Genomic DNA, 19008 nt, shown 5'->3' with positions numbered 1-19008 from the left:
GGGGCTTTCCGTCTTGGCTTTGCGGGCGCCCGCGCCTACAAGGCCAGCCCTCGTGGCGAGGAGGCGCCGATGTGTCGTCTCGCGGCATGAGGCCGATTTCATCTCGCCCTTCGCGACGCGGCCGGATCGCCGCTCCCTTGGGGCGAGGCACCTGAAGACAATGGAAACAGAACCATGGCAGACGCACGGCGCGCGCCGCTCAAAGACCAGACCGACATCTCCGGCGCCCGGGCGCTGATCGTCGAGGCCCGCTTCTACGACGACCTCCAGGACGCCCTGCTGGAGGGCGCCACCGCCGAGCTGAAGGCGGCGGGCGTGGGCTATGATGTTCTCACCGTCACCGGCTCGTTGGAGATTCCGGCGACTATTGCCATTGCGCTCGATGCTGCCGCCAAGAACGGCAAGCCTTATGATGCGGCGATCGCGCTCGGCTGCGTCATCCGCGGCGACACCATCCATTTCGAGATCGTGTCGCAGGAGTCCTCGCGAGCCCTGATGGATCTGTCGGTGGCGCGCGGCCTGCCGCTCGGCAACGGCATCCTCACCGTCAACAACGAGGACCAGGCGTGGGCGCGCGCCCGCGTCTCCGAGATGAACAAAGGCGGTGATGCCGCCCGCGCCGCGCTTGCCGTGCTGCGCATCAAACGCCGTCTGGCGCGAGGCTGACATGGCCGAGAGCAGCAACAGACCGTTCAAGGGCCCGGTCCGTGCCGGCGACCGCAAGGCCAACCGCCGTGGCGCGGCGCGGCTCGCCGCCGTCCAGGCGCTCTACCAGATGGACATTGCTGGCGCCGGCATCAACGACGTGCTGGCCGAGTTCGAGAGCCATTGGCTCGGCAACGAGGTCGAGGGCGAGCAGTATCTGCCGGCGGAGGCTGCCTTCTTCCGCGACATCGTCTCCGGCGTGGTGCGCGACCAGACCAAGATCGATCCGGTGCTCGACGCGGCGCTGGAGCGCGGCTGGCCGCTGCAGCGGATCGAGGCGATCCTGCGCGCCGTGCTGCGCGCCGGCGCCTATGAGTTGGAGCGGCGCAAGGACGTGCCGGCCAAGGTCGTCGTGTCCGAATATGTCGACATCGCCCATGCCTTCGTCGAGCGCGACGAGACCGGCATGGTCAACGCCGTGCTGGAGCAACTCGCCCGGCAATACCGCGGCGACGAGATGGGGCCGAAGTAGCGATGGGGGGCGCCGGAGCACGATCGCTGCGAACCGGTGCGATGCCAGTCTCTTTCCTCGACTGTCATCACCCGCCAAAGCGGGTGATCCAGCATTCCAGAGACGAGCGCGGCGTACTGGATCGCCCGGTCCCGCCTTCGTCTATCGGCTCCGGCGCGGCGACGAATGCAAGGGCGCGCCGAAGCTTTAGCGAAGGCGGCAAGCCGGGCGATGACAGCGGAGAGCGGGGAGGGGGGCTGTGACCCAAAACCCCTCCGGCGAAGACTCCCTCATTGCCCGCTATTTCAAGCCGCTGGCGACCGACCCCGGCGCGTTCGGTCTCGTCGACGACGCTGCGATCATTCCCGCCGATGGGGACGACATCGTCGTCAAGACCGACGCCATCGTCGAAGGCGTCCATTATCTCGCCGACGATCCCCCCGACACCATCGCGCGCAAGGCGCTGCGGGTGAACCTGTCCGATCTCGCCGCCAAGGGCGCCGTGCCCGCTGGCTTCGTCCTGACGCTCGCGCTGCGCGAGAAGGACGACGCCTGGCTGTCGCAGTTCGCGCGTGGCCTCGGCGAGGACGCCGCCGCGTTCGGCTGTCCGCTGCTCGGCGGCGACACCGTGTCGACGCCCGGTCCCGTGATGATCTCGATTGCGGCCTGGGGGCGGGTGCCCAGGGGCCGGATGGTGCATCGCTTCGGCGCGCGTCCCGGCGACCGGGTCATGGTCACCGGGACGATCGGTGATGCCGCGCTCGGTCTGCGCATGCTGACGGGCACAGCCGAGGCTACGGCGCTGGCCGACGATCCCGCCGCGCGGGATATGCTGATCGGTCGTTATCGCACGCCGCAGCCGCGCAATGCACTGGCGGCGGCCGTGAGAGACTGTGCGACCGCCTCGATGGATGTCTCTGATGGCCTCGCAGGCGACCTGACCAAGCTCTGCGCCGCCTCTTCCGTGAGCGCCGACATCGCGCTGTCCCACATTCCACGATCGCCGGCAGCGGCGAAGCTGCTTGCTGTCGGGGCCGCGCAGCTTGAAAGCGTGATCTCGGGCGGCGACGATTACGAGATCCTCTGCACTGTTCCCGCAGCGCGATGCGCAGCGTTCCGTGCTGCAGCCGAGACGGCGGGCGTTGCCGTCACGGACATCGGCGCCATCGTCGAAGGGGCGCGAGCCCCGCGCTTCCTGGACGGGCAGGGCCGTCCCGTCACACTGACGCGTTTGTCCTTCAGCCACTTCTGACACCTATTTGCACCGCACAATGCGACCAAAGAAGCGTCTGAATTTGGAGCGGTTCAGGCGTCGCGGCGTTGCGTCATCATGGCGATTTTGGCAAGCTTCATGATGTTCGAGGCGGCTCCGCCCGGAGCGGCCTGATAGGGGGCGTGCGTCGCACCATCGCGGCGTGACGTAGTTCAAAAAAGCAAAGAGCCGAGGAAACTAAATGTCAGCTTTATGGGTGATCGTGCTCTGCGGAGCGCTGTCGATCGTCTATGCGATCTGGGCCACTTCATCGGTCCTGGGTGCGGACGCCGGCAATGCGCGCATGCAGGAAATTGCGGCGGCCGTGCGTGAGGGCGCGCAGGCCTATCTCCGCCGCCAATATACGACGATCGGAATCGTCGGCGTCGTGATCTTCGTGCTCCTTGCGTATTTCCTCGGCATGCTCGTGGCGGTCGGCTTTGCGATCGGCGCGATCCTCTCCGGCGCCGCCGGCTTCATCGGCATGAACGTGTCGGTGCGCGCCAACGTCCGCACCGCGCAGGCTGCGACCACCTCGCTCGCAGGCGGCCTCGAGCTCGCCTTCAAGGCCGGCGCCATCACCGGTCTGCTCGTCGCGGGTCTGGCGCTGCTCGGCGTCACGATCTACTTCGGCGTTCTAACCGGCTTCATGAAGCTCGCGCCCGACAGCCGCACCGTGATCGACGCGCTGGTCGCGCTCGGCTTCGGCGCATCGCTGATCTCGATCTTCGCCCGTCTCGGCGGCGGCATCTTCACCAAGGGCGCCGACGTCGGCGGTGACCTCGTCGGCAAGGTCGAAGCCGGCATTCCCGAGGACGATCCGCGCAACCCCGCGACCATCGCCGACAACGTCGGCGACAACGTCGGTGACTGCGCCGGCATGGCCGCCGACCTGTTCGAGACCTACGCGGTGACCGCGGTCGCTACCATGGTGCTGGCTGCGATCTTCTTCGCCAAGTCATCGCTGCTCGCCAACATGATGACCCTGCCGCTCGCCATCGGCGGCATCTGCATCATCACCTCGATCGCCGGCACCTTCTTCGTCAAGCTCGGCGCCAGCCAGTCGATCATGGGTGCGCTGTACAAGGGCCTGATCGCGACCGGCGTGCTCTCGCTCGCCGGCGTCGCGATTGCCATTGCGTGGCTGATCGGCTTCGGCAAGCTCGATGGCGTCGACTACACCGGCACCGCGCTGTTCGTCTGTGGTGTCGTCGGCCTCGTCGTGACCGGCCTGATCATCTGGATCACCGAATACTACACCGGCACCGACTTCCGCCCGGTGAAGTCGATCGCTTCGGCCTCGGTCACGGGTCACGGCACCAACGTGATCCAGGGGCTCGCGATCTCGATGGAATCGACCGCGCTGCCCGCGATCGTGATCATCGCCGGCATCCTGGTCACCTACAGCCTCGCCGGCCTGTTCGGCATCGCGATCGCGACCACGACGATGCTGGCGCTGGCCGGCATGATCGTCGCGCTCGACGCCTTCGGTCCAGTCACGGACAATGCCGGCGGCATTGCCGAAATGGCCGGCCTGCCGAAGGAAGTCCGCAAGTCGACCGACGCGCTCGACGCGGTCGGCAACACCACCAAGGCGGTCACCAAGGGCTACGCGATCGGCTCCGCCGGTCTCGGCGCGCTGGTGCTGTTTGCGGCCTATAACCAGGACCTGCAGTTCTTCATCGCCGACTCCGCGAAGCATCCTTACTTCGCCGGCATCAAGCCGGACTTCTCGCTGAACAACCCCTACGTCGTGGTTGGCCTGCTGTTCGGCGGCCTGCTGCCATATCTGTTCGGCGCGATGGGCATGACCGCGGTCGGCCGTGCCGCCGGCGCGATCGTCGAGGAGGTGCGCCGGCAGTTCCGCGAGAAGCCGGGCATCATGCAGGGCACCGACAAGCCGGACTACGGCAAGGCTGTCGACCTGCTGACCAAGGCGGCGATCAAGGAGATGATCATCCCCTCGCTGCTGCCGGTGCTGTCGCCGATCGTCGTCTACTTCCTGATCTACGCGATCGCGGGCGGCGGCGCGGCCGGTAAGTCGGCGGCGTTCTCCGCCGTCGGCGCCATGCTGCTCGGCGTCATCGTCACCGGCCTGTTCGTGGCGATCTCGATGACCTCGGGCGGCGGCGCCTGGGACAACGCCAAGAAGTACATCGAGGACGGCCACTTCGGCGGCAAGGGCTCGGATGCCCACAAGGCGGCGGTGACGGGTGACACCGTCGGCGACCCCTACAAGGACACGGCCGGCCCTGCCGTGAACCCGATGATCAAGATCACCAACATCGTGGCCCTGCTGCTGCTTGCGATCCTCGCGCACTGAGCGGAGCAATTGTCCTGACGAATAAAGACCCCGCGGCGTGAGCCGCGGGGTTTTTCATGAGACTGTGTTGTTTGCTACTCGGCTGCGCGCTGCCGCGTGCGATACGACTGCAACGTGCTCTGAGCGGTTCGCGGCTGCATCTGCGAGAAGCTCGCCAGATGCTGATCGAGCTGTGGGCGTGCGCTGCCGCTGGCGCCGGCCTGCATGAACAGCAGCGTCGTCGTCGTAACCCAGGACAGGTCCAGCGCCTTGGCGAGCACCAGGAGCTGGTCCGGCTGCTTGCGCACGAAGGCGCGCTCGACCACGTCGAGCGGCAGCTTGCACATCAGCGCCAGCGCCAGCGTGACCTTGTCGAAGCTGCCTTCCTTGGCGAAACCGTGCAGTTGCGCCTCGTGGAGCTGGCCGGTCGCGTGCAGCAGCTCGACATAGTCCTTGGCGGTGACGAAATCGGCCGAGCGCGTCCGCGCTGCCGCCTGCAGTTGGTCCGATGCCTGCGCAACGGCGCGTTCGACGATCTCGGCGCGCGCCGCGTCGGCGCTGGCGAGCTGGCTGCGCACCGCGTCGGAGGCTTCGACGAACAGCCGCACCAGCACCTCGCGCGGACTGTCGGGCCGGCTCCAGAGTTTCAAGGCGAGGTTGGGATCGTCGGACGCCTTCGTCACCAGGCCGTAGAAGCCGTGATCGGAAAAGCGCGCGCCGCCATTGTTGGCGGTGTTCGACACCACGGCCTGATTGCCGCGATCGACCAGAACATCGGTGACGGACTCGGTCAGGATCTTGCGGTCGGAGATCGCGAGCAGATGCTCCTGGCCCCGGGTCTGCGCGGTCGCGACCAGGGTCTCCTCGTCGAGCCGATCGCTCTGGCGCAGCACGGGACCTGCCACCGCGATCGTCTCGTCGCTCGCGAGCAGTCGGAGCAGGCGTAACGGTGCGTCGGGCAGCCCCGCGAGCCGGCTGCCGAGCTGCGCCCGCGCCGCAATGGCGACGTTGTCGAGCAGCTTGAACAGCACGTGGTCGAACAGATCGACATGCTCTTCGTTGAACTTGCCCGAACCGAAGACGAACAGGTCGGTGACGCGCTCCAGAATCTCCGCGCGCCGCGAGACGTAGCGGCTGGCGAGAATGTCTTCGAGCTGGTGGAGGACGTCGTTGGGCAAGGCACGGCTCATGCGATGGACATCGCCGGCGCCTGCCCCTCGGACGGTGCTCGGACCGCATCCACGCGAAGGTGGTCGGCCAGGCATCCGCTTGACGGTATCTCAGGACCAGATCAAAGGCGCGCGGCCGCCATCTATCGCACCATCCCGCTTAAGGTGCCGTTACACCACGAGCCGTGTTGCAATACTCCGCTGCGACGTGGCCGGCCGGGCTCCGAGGGCTACTGCACATCCATCTGCAGGCCTTCCTTCTGGATGATCGAGGCGAATTTGGCTGTCTCGGCCTGGACGAAGTCGCCGAACTGCTGCGGCGTGCCGTAGTCGGCCCGCGCGCCCATGGCCGCGATGTTCTTGGCGATGTCCTCGCGCTCCAGCATCGCCTTGACCTGCAGGTTGAGCGCGCTGACGATCTCCGGCGGGCAGGCCTTGGGCAGGAATACGCCGAACCAGGACGACACGTCGAACTTGGCGAGCTCCGGCGCGCTCTCGCGCATCGTCGGCAGCTCCGGCGCATTGGCGCTGCGCTCCGGTGTCGTCACGCACAAGCCGGTGAGCTTGCCCTCCTGGACCTGCGGCAATGACGGAAACAGATTGTCGAACAGGATCTGGACGTCGCCCGCCAGGGCAGCCTGCAGCGCCGGGCCGGCGCCGCGGAACGGGATGTGCGTCATCTTCAGCCCGGTGAGCTGCAGGAACCAGGCGCCCGTCAGATGCGGACTCTGGCCGACGCCGGACGAGGCGTAGTTGAGCTTATCGGGATTGGCCTTGAGATAGGCGATCAGCTCGGGAATCGACTTGATGCCGGTGGAGGGATGCGCCGAGACGATGTTGGGGATGCGGATCATGTTGGAGACCGCCTGCAACTGATCCGGCTTGTAGGCGAGGTTGCGGAAGATCGAATAGGCGATCGCGTTCGGACCGGGGTTGCCGATCAGGACCGTATGGCCGTCGCCCTTGGTGTTGCGCGCGACCTCGGCGGCGCCGATCGTGCCGCCACCGCCGGAGCGATTCTCGACCACGGCCGACTGTCCCCAGGCGGTCTGCAGATGCGCCGCGAGCAGCCGGCCCATGACGTCGGTGCTGCCGCCGGGCGCAGCGGGCACGATCAGCTTGATCGTCTCGGTCGGGCGCCAGTCGGCGAGACTCGCGCGCGGCAGGATGGCGGCGGTGGACAGCGCCGCGGCGCCGGACAAGAGCTTGCGGCGCGACAGCGCGATGCGATGAGCCAATGATTCCTCCCTGCTGATGTTTTCCAGCAGGGTAGGGAAGATTGCAGCGCCAGAGCAAGCCGGCGAATTGCGCACGGGCTGCGCCAATCAGCGCAGCGGTCCGGCTTTGTGCCGTGGCCCGGAATCATATTCCGGGCTGCGGCGATCGGGTCGGGATCAGTTGAAGCTGAGCAGCTTGAACAGCGGCGTCAGGTAGCTGAGCTCCTGGCCGGAGGTCGGCGTGGTGCGGCTGACGAAGTCGAAGATCTTGCCGTCCTTCATGCCGTAATTGGCGAGCCGGCGGACCTGGCGGTTCTTGTCGAAATAGATCGCGATGACGCGCTGATCGACCACCTTCTGGTTCATGAAGGCGACCGGGCGCTCGGCGCGCTGCGAGATGTAGTAGAACACCTCGCCGTCGAGCGTCGCCACCGTCGATGGCGTGCCCATCACGATCAGCACCTGGTCCTGGCTGGCGCCGATCGGAATCTGCTCCAGCGCGCCCGGCGGCATGATGTAGCCCTTCTGGAACTGCTCGCCGGTGCAGGCGCCGAGCGCCAGACAGGTCAGCGCGATCGCACCAAGGGTGCGCAGACGGGGGCTCAGGCCACGGGTGAGCAGGCGGGCAGTCGTTCGCATTGTCTGGGTCATCTTCTTCAGATCGGATCCCGTCCCCTTGCGTCGGGCAGGGCGTTGACGTACCGGGCAAACTTGCGGATTGCAACATGCCCCTGAACAGGGTCAGGGAAACTCGACCGCGGAACCGTCATGCTCTGGCCATTCAACCATCTCAGGAAATCCCGACCGTCCCCGCGCGGGACCATCGAGCCGATCTATGGCGCGATCGTGGCACAAACCCGAGACCCGTTGTTTTATAGACACTTGAATGTCCCTGACACGGTGGAAGGACGGTTCGATCTGCTGATTCTGCATCTCTGGCTGGTGCTGCGGCGGCTGCGCGGGGTGGGGTCGGCGCTGTCGCAGGCCCTGTTCGACCGGTTCTGCGACGACATGGACGACAATCTCCGCGAGATGGGGGTGGGTGATCTGACCGTTCCGAAGCGCATGCAGAAGTTCGGCGAGGCGTTCTATGGCCGCACCGCCGCCTATGATCTGGCCTGGTCGGAGAGCGAGGCCCGGCTGGCGGAGGCGCTGCAGAAGAATATCTTGAACGGCGAGCATCCCGACAGCGCGGCCGGACTTGCCGCCTATGCGGCCCGGGTGGCGGCCGACCTCGCCGCCCTCGACGACAACAGGCTGCTCGGCGCCGGCTGGAGCTTCCCGCGGCCGGTTCAGCAGGACTAGCGACATGACCAGAGACAGAGACACGTCGCGCGAAACGGCGCGAGACCCTTCCAAGGACCCCTGGCGCGCGCCGCCGGTGATCGTGGCGCAAATCCCGGACGCCGGCCTGCATCGCGAGATCGAGGCCGATCCGGCCACGCGCCGGGCGTTGGCAGAGATCGCCGATCTGCGCGAGGTGCTTTCGGCCAAAGCCTCGTTCGACGTGGCCCTGAAGCGTGACGGCAAGGTGCATGTCGAGGGCCGGGTGCGCGCCCGGATCGGCCAGACCTGCGTCGTCACGCTCGATCCGATCGAGACCGAGATCGACGAGCCGATCGACCAGATGTTTGCCCCGCCGGAGCAGATTCCGGAGCTTGCCGACCTGGTCGAGGACGACCCGAACAGCGAGGTCGAGACGGCCGATCCGCCCGAGCCGATCGTCGGTGGGCAGATCGACCTCGGCCGGCTCGCCGCCGACGCGCTGTTCCTGGGGATCGATCCGTATCCGCGCAAACCGGGCGCGGTGTTCGAGCAGCCCGCCGAGGCCTCCGATCCGGCGGACCATCCCTTCGCCGCGCTGAAGGCGCTGAAGCCGGCAGATGCCGTCGGGCCGGGCGCGGTCAAAGCGAAGAAAACGGGTGAGGATTGACGCGCAATTGTGCAGGCCGCTGCCGCGCGATCCTGTCACAAAGCTTGTCAAAATTCTCTCAAGCCGCTGATTTCGAACGAAAAGACGGGGCGCTACCGGTCCCGGACCGGCGCGGCGGTTGCAAAATGCATCGCTCCCGGGAGGTTGTTTCGACACGGAGAGACGCTATTGTCGCGCCCGGGTCGGGGTGCGACGAAAAGGCCCGGACGGCCTCTGGCCTGTCCATCGGCCGCGCAATGCCTCTGAACGACCGCCAAACACGGCCAACCAAATCACGGCCAAGACGAGACAAAGCTCGAGATCAGGTTTCCGGGACGTCATGCCTCAAAAGGTTCGAATCGCGCTGGACGCCATGGGCGGGGATTTCGGCGCGGCCGTCGTCATCCCCGGTGCCGCGATCGCGCTGAGCCGCCATCCGGATGCGGAGTTTCTGCTGTTCGGCGACAGTGCCAAGATCGTTCCCGAACTCGACCGGCATCCGCGGCTGAAGGCAGTCTCGCGCGTCGTTCACACCGATGTCGCCGTCAGCATGGAGGACAAGCCGAGCCAGGCGCTCCGGCGCGGCCGCAAGACGTCGTCGATGTGGCTCGCGCTCGAGGCGGTGAAGAAGGGAGAGGCCGACGTCGCCGTGTCCGCAGGCAACACCGGCGCGCTGGTGGCGATGGCGCGCTTCTGCCTGCGCACGCTGGACGGGATCGACCGGCCGGCTCTGGCCGCGATCTGGCCGACTGCGCGCGGCGAATCGGTGGTGCTCGACCTCGGCGCGACGATCGGCGGCGACGCCCACCACCTCGTCGCGCTGGCAGTGATGGGCGGCGCGCTGGCGAGCGTGCTGTTCAACAAGCCCAGGCCGACCGTCGGCCTCCTCAACATCGGTGTCGAGGAGATCAAGGGCCATGAGGAGATCCGCGAGGCGGCCGAGCAGCTCCGTGCGATGAACCTGCCGCAGCTCGACTATATCGGCTTCGTCGAGGGCGACGGCATCGGCAAGGGCGCCGCCGACGTGGTCGTGACCGAGGGCTTCAGCGGCAACATCGCGCTGAAGACAGCCGAGGGCACGGTGCGCCAGGTCACGGATTTCCTGCGCGGCGCGATCCAGGCCAGTCTGCTGGCCCGGGTCGGCTACGTGTTGGCACGCGGCGCGTTCGCCGCCCTGCGGGCCCGGCTCGACCCGCGCAAATCCAACGGCAGCGTGGTGCTCGGGCTCAAGGGGATGGTGGTCAAGAGCCACGGCGGAACCGATGCCGAGGGCTTTGCCTCGGCGGTCAGGGTTGGCTATGAGATGGCCCGCTACGATCTCCTGACCAAGATCAATCAAACACTCAATCCCGACGGCGGCGCACCGGCGTCCGAACCCGTCGCCCAGGAGGCTGTCTCGTGACAATTCGTTCGGTCGTGCTCGGCTGTGGCTCCTACCTCCCGCAGCGGGTCGTGACCAATGCCGAGCTGGCAAGCCGCATCGAGACCTCCGACGAGTGGATCGTGCAGCGCACCGGCATTCGTGAGCGCCACGTCGCAGCCGACGGCGAATTCACCTCGCATCTCGCGATCAACGCGGCTCGTGCCGCGTTGGCCGCGGCCGATGTCGATCCGCAGTCTATCGATCTGATCGTGTTGGGCACCTCGACCCCGGACAACACCTTTCCGGCGACGGCCGTGGCGGTGCAGAACGGCCTCGGCATCCATCATGGCGCGGCGTTCGACCTGCAGGCGGTGTGCTCGGGCTTCGTCTATGCGCTCGCGACCGCGGATAATTTCCTGCGCAGCCGCCAGTTCAAGCGCGCGCTGGTGATCGGCGCCGAGACCTTCTCGCGCATCCTCGACTGGAACGACCGCACCACTTGCGTGCTGTTCGGCGACGGCGCCGGCGCGCTGGTCCTCGACGCTCAGGAGCAGGGGGGGGCCTCGGCCGATCGCGGCGTGCTCACGACTCACCTGCGGTCCGATGGTCGCCACAAGGCCAAGCTCTATGTCGATGGCGGACCGTCCTCGACCCAGACCGTCGGGCATCTGCGGATGGAAGGCCGCGAGGTGTTCAAGCACGCGGTCGGCATGATCACCGACGTGATCGTCGACGCCTTCGATGCCACCGGCCTGTCGGCCGAGACCATCGACTGGTTCGTGCCGCACCAGGCCAACAAGCGAATCATCGATGCTTCGGCGCACAAGCTGCACATCGCGCCGGAGAAGGTGGTGCTGACGGTCGATCGGCATGGAAATACCTCCGCTGCCTCGATCCCGCTGGCGCTCGACGTGGCCGTCAAGGACGGTCGCATCAAGAAGGGCGACGTGGTTCTGCTGGAGGCGATGGGTGGCGGCTTCACCTGGGGCTCGGCTTTGGTGCGCTGGTGAGCCTGCCGCGCGGCGGGATTACGCCTTAGATCGGCATGAGGGCCCGTACTTCTATTCACGCTGCTGTTGACCACCGCCGCTTAACCTCTTAATTTCCGGAGCGAATTATTCGCCGAGAGTTTGGGGCAGGCGATGGCGGGAACCGGAAAAACAGTCACACGCGTCGATCTCTGCGAGGCAGTCTACCAGAAGGTGGGGCTGTCGCGGACGGAGTCGTCTGCGTTCGTCGAGCTGGTCTTGAAGGAGATCACCGACTGCCTCGAGCGCGGCGAGACGGTCAAGCTATCGTCGTTCGGGTCGTTCATGGTGCGCAAGAAGGGTCAGCGCATCGGACGTAACCCGAAGACGGGCACGGAAGTGCCGATCTCGCCGCGGCGGGTCATGGTGTTCAAGCCGTCCGCGATCCTCAAGCAGCGCATCAACGGCCAGCAGGGCAACGGCAAGATGAACGGCGAGGCTAGCGCCGAGTTCGGCGCCGAGCCGGAATAGGGCCGGGCTAGCCCGCCGCATCGTCCGGCGAGGCCGTATCGACGCGTTACCTTCGTCCCGCGTGCAGTTCGTCCAGTCGAATCAGCGTAGTCTCCCACTTTCTTGGCAGCACGGTCGAAGGGGAACGGGCATTTGGACAAGGCGCCGGATGCGTTTCGGACGATCAGCGAGGTCGCGCAGGAGCTCGACATCCCGCAGCACGTGCTGCGGTTTTGGGAGACGCGGTTCGCCCAGATCAAGCCGATGAAGCGAAGCGGCGGCCGGCGCTATTACCGGCCCGACGACGTCGATTTGCTCAAGGGCATCCGCCGCCTGCTGTACGGCGAAGGCTACACCATCAAGGGGGTGCAGCGGATCCTCAAGGAGCACGGCGTCAAGTCGGTCCAGGGACTAGCCGACAGCTCCGCCGCGGTCTCGTTCGGCGCGATGGAGGAGACCCTCGGCCAGGCGATGATGGAAGAGGAGCCGATCGGCGAGGCCGAGGTCGAATCGGAGGACGAGGAGGAGGAGGCTTCCGACGAGGAGGGCATCGACTTCCGCTTCGTCGACACCGAGGACGACATCCTCGACACCTTCCGCGTCGGCCCGCCCACCCGCGCCGGGATGAAGCCGGAGGAGCGTGACAAGCTCCAGGGCGTGCTCAAGGACCTGCTCGACTGCCGCGCGCTGCTCGACCGCGCGATGAAGGACGTCTGAGGCGCACAGCGCGCGTCACTGAGAATTCGCCGGGCACGGCCGGTGATCCCGCGTTGTAACCCACCCCGAGAGCCGCAGGTCGGCTGCGCTCCCGTTCCCCTTGCGGGGAGGGGTTGGGGGTGGGGGTCCCCGGTCTCCGTTCAATCTGGCAGCCCCATGCCCCCCAACGAAACCCACCCGCCGTGCCTTGCATCGGGCTCGGATCACGGCTACAGGAACGGCCATCGGAGCGTGGCGCAGCCCGGTTAGCGCACTAGTCTGGGGGACTAGGGGTCGTGGGTTCGAATCCCGCCGCTCCGACCATTTCTCAAATCGCTGCATTTGACATTGGCCGATGCGTTTTTGCGTGCCCCTGCCGCGACCGCTTTGTCCGTGAGACTGGCTTTTCAAGCCGCAGACCGCCCCCTAAACTCCCGAACAGGGCCTGCTGGACGCTGATCGAGCCGGCTCGTTTCATTTGTGACCTTTGTTGTCGAGATTTCCCGCATGGACGCCGCCATCGCCGACACCTCCTTTGGGCATTTCGAGAACGCCGAGCAGATCGCCTTCTGGAACGGTGCGGGCGGCGGGCGCTGGGTCGCGCGCCGCGCCGAGATCGATGCGATGCTGGCGCCGGTGCAGGAGGCGCTGCTGGAGCGCGCGGCGATCCAGGCGGGCGAGCGGGTGCTGGACATCGGCTGCGGCTGCGGCGCGACCTTGATCGCGGCGGCCGAGAAGGTCGGCCCAGGCGGCAGCGTGCTCGGCCTCGACGTCTCCGCGGCCATGCTGACCGCGGCCCACGAACTCGCCCCGGCCGAGGCGCCGGTGAGCTTCGTGCAGGGCGACGCCATGGTGCACCACTTCAAGGCCGCCAGCGCCGATCTCGTGATCTCGCGGCTCGGCGTCATGTACTTCGCCAATCCGGTGCGCGCCGTGCTCAACATCCGCAATGCGCTGCATTCGGAAGGGCGCGTCGCGTTCGCCTGCTGGGGCGAGCTGCGCGACAACCCGTGGGCGCTGGAGCCGTTGCAGGCGGCCTATGACCACGTGCCGAAGCTGCCGGGCTTGCCGCCGCACGCGCCGGACGATTTCGCGTTCGGTGCTCCCGAGTGGATGGAGAAGGTGACGACCGATGCCGGGCTGCGCCGCATCCGGCTGGAGCGCCACGACATCGTGCTCGACGTCGGCGCGGGCGCCGGCCTCGACAGCGCGGTGCAGACGGCGCTCGCGATCGGGCCCGCCGGCCGTGCGGTGGCGGGGCAAACGACCGAGGCCATGGAGGCCGCGACGGCCGCGGTAAGGAAGGCGCTGGCGCGCTACGCCAAGGGGACGGGCGTCATGGTGCCCGCCTCGTTCTGGACCGTGACGGCCGTCGATCCGTGAAAGTCGGTCTTGATCGCTGAACCCCGTGACAAAGCCGCAAGATCGGTCGAGCGCGTCATGCCCGCCTGCGCTTAGCTGATGCCGCCACGGAGCACGGAACGATGAAGGCGGCGCTGCGAAACTACCATGCGCGGATGCAGCGGGTGCTGGATCATATCGACCGGCATCTGGAGGATGATCTCGATCTGGACGCGCTGAGCAGCATCGCGGCCTACTCGAAATATCATTTCCACCGGCAGTTCACGGCGACCTTCGGTCTATCAGTGCATCGCTACATCCAGCTCGCCCGCATGAAGCGGGCGTCCTATCAGCTGGCCTACAGCGATGCCCAAAGCGTCACCGAGGTCGCGATGGAGGCCGGCTACGATGCGCCCGATGCCTTCGCCCGCGCCTTTCGGCAACGGTTCGGGCAATCGCCGTCTTCGTTCCGGAAATCTCCCGACTGGGAGCCGTGGCTTGCGGCCTTCGGGCCTCTCGACGACGCGAGGAGCAAGCTGATGCGGACGACCTATACCCCTGACGACGTGACGATTCGCGAGGTGCCGGCCACGCCGGTGGCGATCATGGAGCATCGCGGCGACCCGGCGACGCTCGGCGCGACCATCCAGCGCTTCATCGCCTGGCGCAAGGCGGCCGGCCTGCACCCCAGGACCCATCCGACCTTCACGGTCTGGCGCTCCGAGCGGCGCCCCGCTTCGCCTGCCGACTACAGCGTGGATCTCTGTGTCGGGACCGATCAGCCGGTCGAGACGGACGACGCGACGATCAGAGCCGGCGTGATCCCCGGAGGACGCTGCGCCGTGCTGCGCGTCGTCGGCAACACCCACAATCTGGAGCCCGCCGCGCTGCTCCTCTATCGCGACTGGCTTCCAGCCAGCGGCGAGGAGGTGCGTGACTTCCCGATCTATTGCCAGCGGCTGAATTTCTTCCCGGAGGTTCCCGAGCACGAGACGGCTGCGGACCTGTTCCTGCCGCTGAAATAGCGCCCGGCGGCCGGATCCATCCTAAAACCTGCAGCCAGGAGCCTTCTCAACCTTGAGTTCCGCCAGGAAGGGGGCTCTGAGGGGGAGAGCGGCCTACTTTGGAGCGGTTCCAGTTCCCATCCGGGAACCACGAGCGGCCGTGTCCGTTAACAATGAAGCAGCTCAATCAGGGCCCCACACCCTGACATTGAACCTTTGCGCGCACGCGCGCACCAAACCTGTGTTCGGCTCGTTGTGGAGCCGGTTCCAGGAAATTTCAGACTGACATCGGGGTTCACCTCGATGTGCTGTTCATTGTCGTTGAAGGAGGCGCGTATGGTCCTCAGGACTTTGAAAGTTTCGCTGTCCGTTTTTGCCGCTGCAACCTCGGTCGTATCGCTGTTTGCCGTCAGCTGGGTTGGTCTCGCGCTGCTCGGCTACTGACAACTCACGCAAGACGCATGGAGGCGCCATCTGTGCCTCGCGAGACGGAAAGCGCGCCCGGATCGAGCCTGATCCGGGCGTGTTCGTTTTTGCGGATGCGAGAGGCGTCAGGCGAAGGCCTTCTCCATCGTCTCGATCAGCACGCGGAACGACTTGTCGTGCCGCGTGATCGGTGGAATCGCCCTGGTGATACCGAGCAACTGATAGACCGCCATCTGCGCGGCACGCACTGAATATTCCACCGTGAACACGACGTCGTCGGGGATCTCGACGAACTGGCTGACGAAGGCGAGGTTCTTCGAATTCGCCGGCACCGGCAGCGGCCGGTCGGCCTTGTTGCGCGGCATGAACATGCTGGTGATGTAGGGCAGGCGGCATGGCACGCAGGTCGCCTGGTCGAACACCGCAAGGTCGAAGTTGAGGTGGCCGCACAATTCTTTGAGGATGTCGGCGCCGCCGCAATCGGCCATCGCCTTGCCGACGAAATTGCCGATGCGGTCGGGATGCAGTGCATAGCCCCAGAACACCTGTACGTCGGCGGGCTGGCCGGCGAAATGCGGCTGGTGATACAGCACGACCGACATCAGCCAGTTCGACTCGGTGAAGGTGACGAGCCCGCCGGTGCCCGCGGCGTTGCCGCTGAACGCTTCCATCGCGTCGAAGAACCGCGGATTGCGGCAGGTGACGGTGAACGACTCCCAGCAGGATTCCGGGATCGATGAGTTGAACGCGGCGGGATTGCCGAATTCGGGGCGGCCCTTCGCGATTGTCTCCCACAGCGTCCAGCCCTGGCTGTCCTGCTTGGTGAGCCGCGGCGGCGGCGCATCCTGCGTGCCCAGGCTGGTCGCGTCCGTCATCGAGCCGTTCTGCAGGAAGACGAGATCGTCGCTCGACAGCGCGACCGTCTCCGGCTTTCCGCTGCGATCCAGCGTGAGGCGCTTGACCACATGCTTGCCGGCTTCCGTCGCGATCTCCATGTCGGTGACATCGACGCCGCCGGCGAAATTCACGCCGTGGCCTTCCAGCCATTTGACGAGCGGCACGACGATCGCATCATACTGGTTGAACACGGTGCGCTTGACGCCGGCCAGCGTCTCGATGCGAGGAAACTCGTTCATGAAGCGATGCAGATAGCGCTTGAACTCGACCGCGCTGTGCCAGGGCTGGAACGCGAACGTCGTCTGCCACATGAACCAGAAATTCGTGGTGAAGAACGGCGGCGACAGCCAGTCGGTGATGCGGGAGTTGCCGAGCTTCTCCTCGGAGGCCTCGGTCAGCCGCACCAGTTCGAGCCGGTCCTGCATGGTGAAGCCCATGGTGGAGACGTCGATCTTGTGCCGGTTGCGATCGACGAGGCGCGCCTGCGAATGCGCGACATGGGCCTTGTTGAAGGCAATCGTCTCGTCGCGCACGGTGCGGCGGGGATCGCTGGCATCGGGGATGGTGGAGAGCAGGTCCCACGTGCACTCGTAGTGATCGGTCGTCAGCATGCGGCCGCCGCGCAGCGAATAGGAGCCGTCGGGCAGCCGCGCGCCATCGAGACTGCCGCCATAGGGCAGGTGCTTCTCGTAGATCGTGATGTCGCGGCCCGCGACGCCGCCGTCGCGGATCAGGAACGCCGCGCCGGCCAATGCGCCGATGCCGCTTCCGATGAAATACGCCTTCATGATGGTTCACCCGGATCGTGTGTTACGATCCGGGGCTTAGCTGCTGGGTTCCCTCGTGGAACTGATCCAGGTCAAGCGCTGCGGCGCGCGGTGATCACGATCTCGCGTGGTCCGTCAAGCGAATGATTTCACCACCGACTGCAGCAGCATTTTCAGCGATTTGTCATACGGCGTGACCGGCGGAATGGCGCGGTCGATCTTCAAGAGCTGATAGACAGCATGCATGGCCGCGCGCACCGAATATTCGATCGTGAACACGGCATCCTCGGGCAGCTCGACATATTGGCCGATGAAGGCGAGATTCTGCGAGGTGAGCGGCACCGGCAACGGCCGGTCGCCATAGCTGCGCGGCATGAACATGCTCATGATGTAGGGCATCCAGCACGGCACGCAGGTCGCCTCGTCGAACACGTTGAGCGGAAAGCGCAGATGCCCGCACAGCTCCTTCAGGATTTCGGCGCCGCTGCACTCGGACATCGGCTTCCCCACGAAATTGCCGACGCGATCGGGATGGAGCCCATAGCCCCAGAAGATCTTGATGGTGCCGGGCTGGTCCGGAAAGTATGGCTGGCTGTAGAGCACGATCGACATCCGCCAGTTCGAATCCTTGAACGTGACGAGCCCGCCGGTGCCGGCGACGTTGCCGGTGAAAGTCTGCATCGCGTCGAAGAAGCGCGCATTGCGGCAGGTGACCGTGAAAGATTCGAAGCTCGACTCCGGAACCGATGAGTTGAACGCGGCCGGATTGCCGAATTCCGGGCGGCCCTGTGCGAGCTTCTCCCAGAGAGTCCAGCCTTGGCTGTCCTCCTTGGTGAGCTGCTTGGGCGGACTGTCGTGGCTGCCGAGGCTGGTCGCGTCCGTCATCGAGCCGGCGGTGTAGAACACGAGGTCATCCGCCGCGAGATCGATGCTGCGGCCGACGAAGTCATGTTCCAGATCGAGGCGCGTGGCGCGATGCTTGCCGTTCTCGGTGACGAGCGCGATGTCAGTGACGTCGGCGCCGCCGACGAAGTTGACACCGTGGCCTTTCAGCCAGCGCATCAGCGGCTTGACGATCGAGTCATTCTGGTTGTGCACCGTCCGCTTGACGCCGCCGAGCGTATCCATCATCGGGAATTCGTTGATGAAGCGGCGCAGATAGCGCCTGAACTCGACCGCGCTGTGCCAGGGCTGGAAGGCGAAGGTCGTCTGCCACATGTACCAGAAGTTCGTCGTGAAGAACGGCGGCGACAGCCAGTCCGAGATCAAGGACTTGCCGAGCTTCTCCTCCGAGGCCTCGGTGAGCCTGGTCATCTCGATGCGGTCCTGCATCGAGAAGCCCATGGTGGAGACGTCGACCTTGTGCCGGTTGCCATCGACCAGCCGCGCCTGCGCGTGGGTGACGTGGAGCTTGTTGAACGCCACGGTCTCCTGGAGGATGGTCTGCTGAGCGTCGGTTTCGCAGGGAATGGTCGACAGCAGGTCCCAGGTGCATTCGTATTGCTCGGTCGTCAGCATGCGCCCGCCGCGCATCGAGTAGGAGCCGTCCGGAAGACGCGCGCCGTCGAGGCTGCCGCCATAGGGCAGGCGCTTTTCGAAAATGGTGATGTCCGATCCGGAGACGCCGCCGTCGCGGATCATGAATGCTGCGCCGGAGAGCGAACCGATGCCGCCACCGATGAAATAGGCCTTCATGAGATCGACCTGTCGAGCAAGGGATTGAAACGAGATAAAGGAAAATGTCGCCAGGACGGCCAGGCGGCCGCAACCAGCACGCACTCGCCGCGATGTTACCTCAGCGGGATGAATTAGTCGTCAACAGCTTGAGGTCGTTTACCCCTGGTGTGGCGCAATGTCCCGCGGAGCGGGCCCAACTCCCTCCACCGTCATTGCGAGCGCAGCGAAGCAATCCAGTGCCGAGCAAGGATTCTGGATTGCTTCGCTGCGCTCGCAATGACGCGGTGAGAGCCGGGTTCGCCGTTAACCGCGCGGCAGCCGGCTTGTTTCGTTGTCCGGCGCAGTCGACGT

At 65.9% G+C, this 19008-nt stretch carries 17 protein-coding genes and 1 tRNA gene; 13 read left to right on the top strand and 5 right to left on the bottom strand.

Annotated features, from left to right (window positions below; translation table 11 throughout):
• Positions 1-174: 174 nt before the first annotated feature.
• The 4 genes from ribH to ACQR1X_RS18355 all read left to right on the top strand — a co-directional run bounded on the left by ribH (position 175) and on the right by ACQR1X_RS18355 (position 4731).
• Entirely contained in the window at positions 175-666 is a 492-nt protein-coding gene (ribH, locus tag ACQR1X_RS18370) for a 6,7-dimethyl-8-ribityllumazine synthase (RefSeq protein WP_315711444.1), read from the top strand.
• A 1-nt stretch (position 667) separates the two neighbouring features.
• Positions 668-1177, top strand: a complete 510-nt coding sequence (nusB, locus tag ACQR1X_RS18365) for a transcription antitermination factor NusB (protein ID WP_316217821.1) — start codon at positions 668-670, stop codon at positions 1175-1177.
• A gap of 238 nt (positions 1178-1415) precedes the next feature.
• On the top strand, positions 1416-2408 hold the full coding sequence (gene thiL / locus ACQR1X_RS18360) for a thiamine-phosphate kinase (RefSeq protein WP_434899325.1): 993 nt from the start codon (positions 1416-1418) through the stop codon (positions 2406-2408).
• A 202-nt stretch (positions 2409-2610) separates the two neighbouring features.
• On the top strand, positions 2611-4731 hold the full coding sequence (locus ACQR1X_RS18355; RefSeq protein WP_316181531.1) for a sodium-translocating pyrophosphatase: 2121 nt from the start codon (positions 2611-2613) through the stop codon (positions 4729-4731).
• Positions 4732-4805: 74 nt separating this feature from the next.
• Here ACQR1X_RS18355 and ACQR1X_RS18350 read toward each other — a convergent pair whose 3' ends face one another.
• From ACQR1X_RS18350 to ACQR1X_RS18340, 3 genes are all read right to left on the bottom strand, one after another.
• A complete protein-coding gene (locus tag ACQR1X_RS18350) occupies positions 4806-5888 on the bottom strand; it encodes a DUF2336 domain-containing protein (RefSeq protein ID WP_316237509.1) in 1083 nt (360 codons plus the stop codon).
• Between the two features lie 221 nt (positions 5889-6109).
• The gene (locus ACQR1X_RS18345) at positions 6110-7117 is read right to left on the bottom strand and encodes a Bug family tripartite tricarboxylate transporter substrate binding protein (RefSeq protein WP_316217822.1); all 1008 of its coding nucleotides are present in this window, start codon (positions 7115-7117) and stop codon (positions 6110-6112) included.
• A gap of 156 nt (positions 7118-7273) precedes the next feature.
• Positions 7274-7735, bottom strand: a complete 462-nt coding sequence (locus ACQR1X_RS18340) for an outer membrane protein assembly factor BamE (protein WP_315805821.1) — start codon at positions 7733-7735, stop codon at positions 7274-7276.
• A 129-nt stretch (positions 7736-7864) separates the two neighbouring features.
• On the opposite strand from ACQR1X_RS18340, the gene ACQR1X_RS18335 reads away from it, so the two are divergent.
• The 9 genes from ACQR1X_RS18335 (at position 7865) to ACQR1X_RS18295 (ending at position 14911) form a co-directional block, all read left to right on the top strand.
• Positions 7865-8401 (top strand): ubiquinol-cytochrome C chaperone family protein, encoded by a 537-nt coding sequence (locus tag ACQR1X_RS18335; RefSeq protein ID WP_315805820.1) that lies wholly within the window; start codon positions 7865-7867, stop codon positions 8399-8401.
• A 4-nt stretch (positions 8402-8405) separates the two neighbouring features.
• A complete protein-coding gene (locus tag ACQR1X_RS18330; protein WP_316237433.1) occupies positions 8406-9029 on the top strand; it encodes a YceD family protein in 624 nt (207 codons plus the stop codon).
• Between the two features lie 319 nt (positions 9030-9348).
• The gene (gene plsX / locus ACQR1X_RS18325; RefSeq protein ID WP_316181524.1) at positions 9349-10410 is read left to right on the top strand and encodes a phosphate acyltransferase PlsX; all 1062 of its coding nucleotides are present in this window, start codon (positions 9349-9351) and stop codon (positions 10408-10410) included.
• Complete coding sequence (locus ACQR1X_RS18320; protein ID WP_434882651.1) at positions 10407-11381, top strand: beta-ketoacyl-ACP synthase III; 975 nt, start codon at positions 10407-10409, stop codon at positions 11379-11381. The genes plsX and ACQR1X_RS18320 overlap by 4 nt, the downstream gene beginning before the upstream one ends.
• Positions 11382-11513: 132 nt before the next feature.
• Complete coding sequence (locus tag ACQR1X_RS18315) at positions 11514-11870, top strand: integration host factor subunit alpha (RefSeq protein WP_315740211.1); 357 nt, start codon at positions 11514-11516, stop codon at positions 11868-11870.
• A 132-nt stretch (positions 11871-12002) separates the two neighbouring features.
• A complete protein-coding gene (locus ACQR1X_RS18310) occupies positions 12003-12566 on the top strand; it encodes a MerR family transcriptional regulator (protein WP_315805816.1) in 564 nt (187 codons plus the stop codon).
• A gap of 225 nt (positions 12567-12791) precedes the next feature.
• Positions 12792-12869, top strand: a tRNA-Pro gene (locus tag ACQR1X_RS18305).
• A gap of 183 nt (positions 12870-13052) precedes the next feature.
• A complete protein-coding gene (locus ACQR1X_RS18300; protein WP_434899324.1) occupies positions 13053-13928 on the top strand; it encodes a class I SAM-dependent methyltransferase in 876 nt (291 codons plus the stop codon).
• A 101-nt stretch (positions 13929-14029) separates the two neighbouring features.
• Complete coding sequence (locus ACQR1X_RS18295; protein WP_434899323.1) at positions 14030-14911, top strand: AraC family transcriptional regulator; 882 nt, start codon at positions 14030-14032, stop codon at positions 14909-14911.
• Positions 14912-15441: 530 nt separating this feature from the next.
• On the opposite strand, the gene ACQR1X_RS18290 is transcribed toward ACQR1X_RS18295, so the two are convergent.
• Together ACQR1X_RS18290 and ACQR1X_RS18285 are read right to left on the bottom strand one after the other, a co-directional pair.
• Entirely contained in the window at positions 15442-17001 is a 1560-nt protein-coding gene (locus ACQR1X_RS18290; protein ID WP_434838219.1) for an oleate hydratase, read from the bottom strand.
• Positions 17002-17115: 114 nt separating this feature from the next.
• Positions 17116-18711 carry an oleate hydratase gene (locus ACQR1X_RS18285; RefSeq protein ID WP_434890251.1) on the bottom strand — a complete coding sequence of 532 codons (1596 nt, stop codon included), beginning with the start codon at positions 18709-18711 and terminating at the stop codon, positions 17116-17118.
• Positions 18712-19008: the final 297 nt, after the last annotated feature.

Origin of the sequence: Bradyrhizobium sp. HKCCYLRH3073 (assembly GCF_051167995.1) — a bacterium.
In the GTDB taxonomy this organism is placed as follows: Bacteria; Pseudomonadota; Alphaproteobacteria; order Rhizobiales; family Xanthobacteraceae; genus Bradyrhizobium.
The sequence above is the reverse complement of the archived record's forward strand: the minus strand, read 5'-3'. Positions and strand labels throughout refer to the sequence as shown.

Bases quoted from the DNA above. Each gene is read 5' to 3' on its own strand.
- ribH (WP_315711444.1), top strand. From the start codon at position 175: ATGGCAGACGCACGGCGCGCGCCGCTCAAAGACCAGACCGACATCTCC.
- nusB (WP_316217821.1), top strand. From the start codon at position 668: ATGGCCGAGAGCAGCAACAGACCGTTCAAGGGCCCGGTCCGTGCCGGC.
- ACQR1X_RS18355 (WP_316181531.1), top strand. From the start codon at position 2,611: ATGTCAGCTTTATGGGTGATCGTGCTCTGCGGAGCGCTGTCGATCGTC.
- ACQR1X_RS18340 (WP_315805821.1), bottom strand. From the start codon at position 7,735: ATGCGAACGACTGCCCGCCTGCTCACCCGTGGCCTGAGCCCCCGTCTG.
- ACQR1X_RS18335 (WP_315805820.1), top strand. From the start codon at position 7,865: ATGCTCTGGCCATTCAACCATCTCAGGAAATCCCGACCGTCCCCGCGC.
- ACQR1X_RS18330 (WP_316237433.1), top strand. From the start codon at position 8,406: ATGACCAGAGACAGAGACACGTCGCGCGAAACGGCGCGAGACCCTTCC.
- plsX (WP_316181524.1), top strand. From the start codon at position 9,349: ATGCCTCAAAAGGTTCGAATCGCGCTGGACGCCATGGGCGGGGATTTC.
- ACQR1X_RS18315 (WP_315740211.1), top strand. From the start codon at position 11,514: ATGGCGGGAACCGGAAAAACAGTCACACGCGTCGATCTCTGCGAGGCA.
- ACQR1X_RS18300 (WP_434899324.1), top strand. From the start codon at position 13,053: ATGGACGCCGCCATCGCCGACACCTCCTTTGGGCATTTCGAGAACGCC.
- ACQR1X_RS18295 (WP_434899323.1), top strand. From the start codon at position 14,030: ATGAAGGCGGCGCTGCGAAACTACCATGCGCGGATGCAGCGGGTGCTG.
- ACQR1X_RS18290 (WP_434838219.1), bottom strand. From the start codon at position 17,001: ATGAAGGCGTATTTCATCGGAAGCGGCATCGGCGCATTGGCCGGCGCG.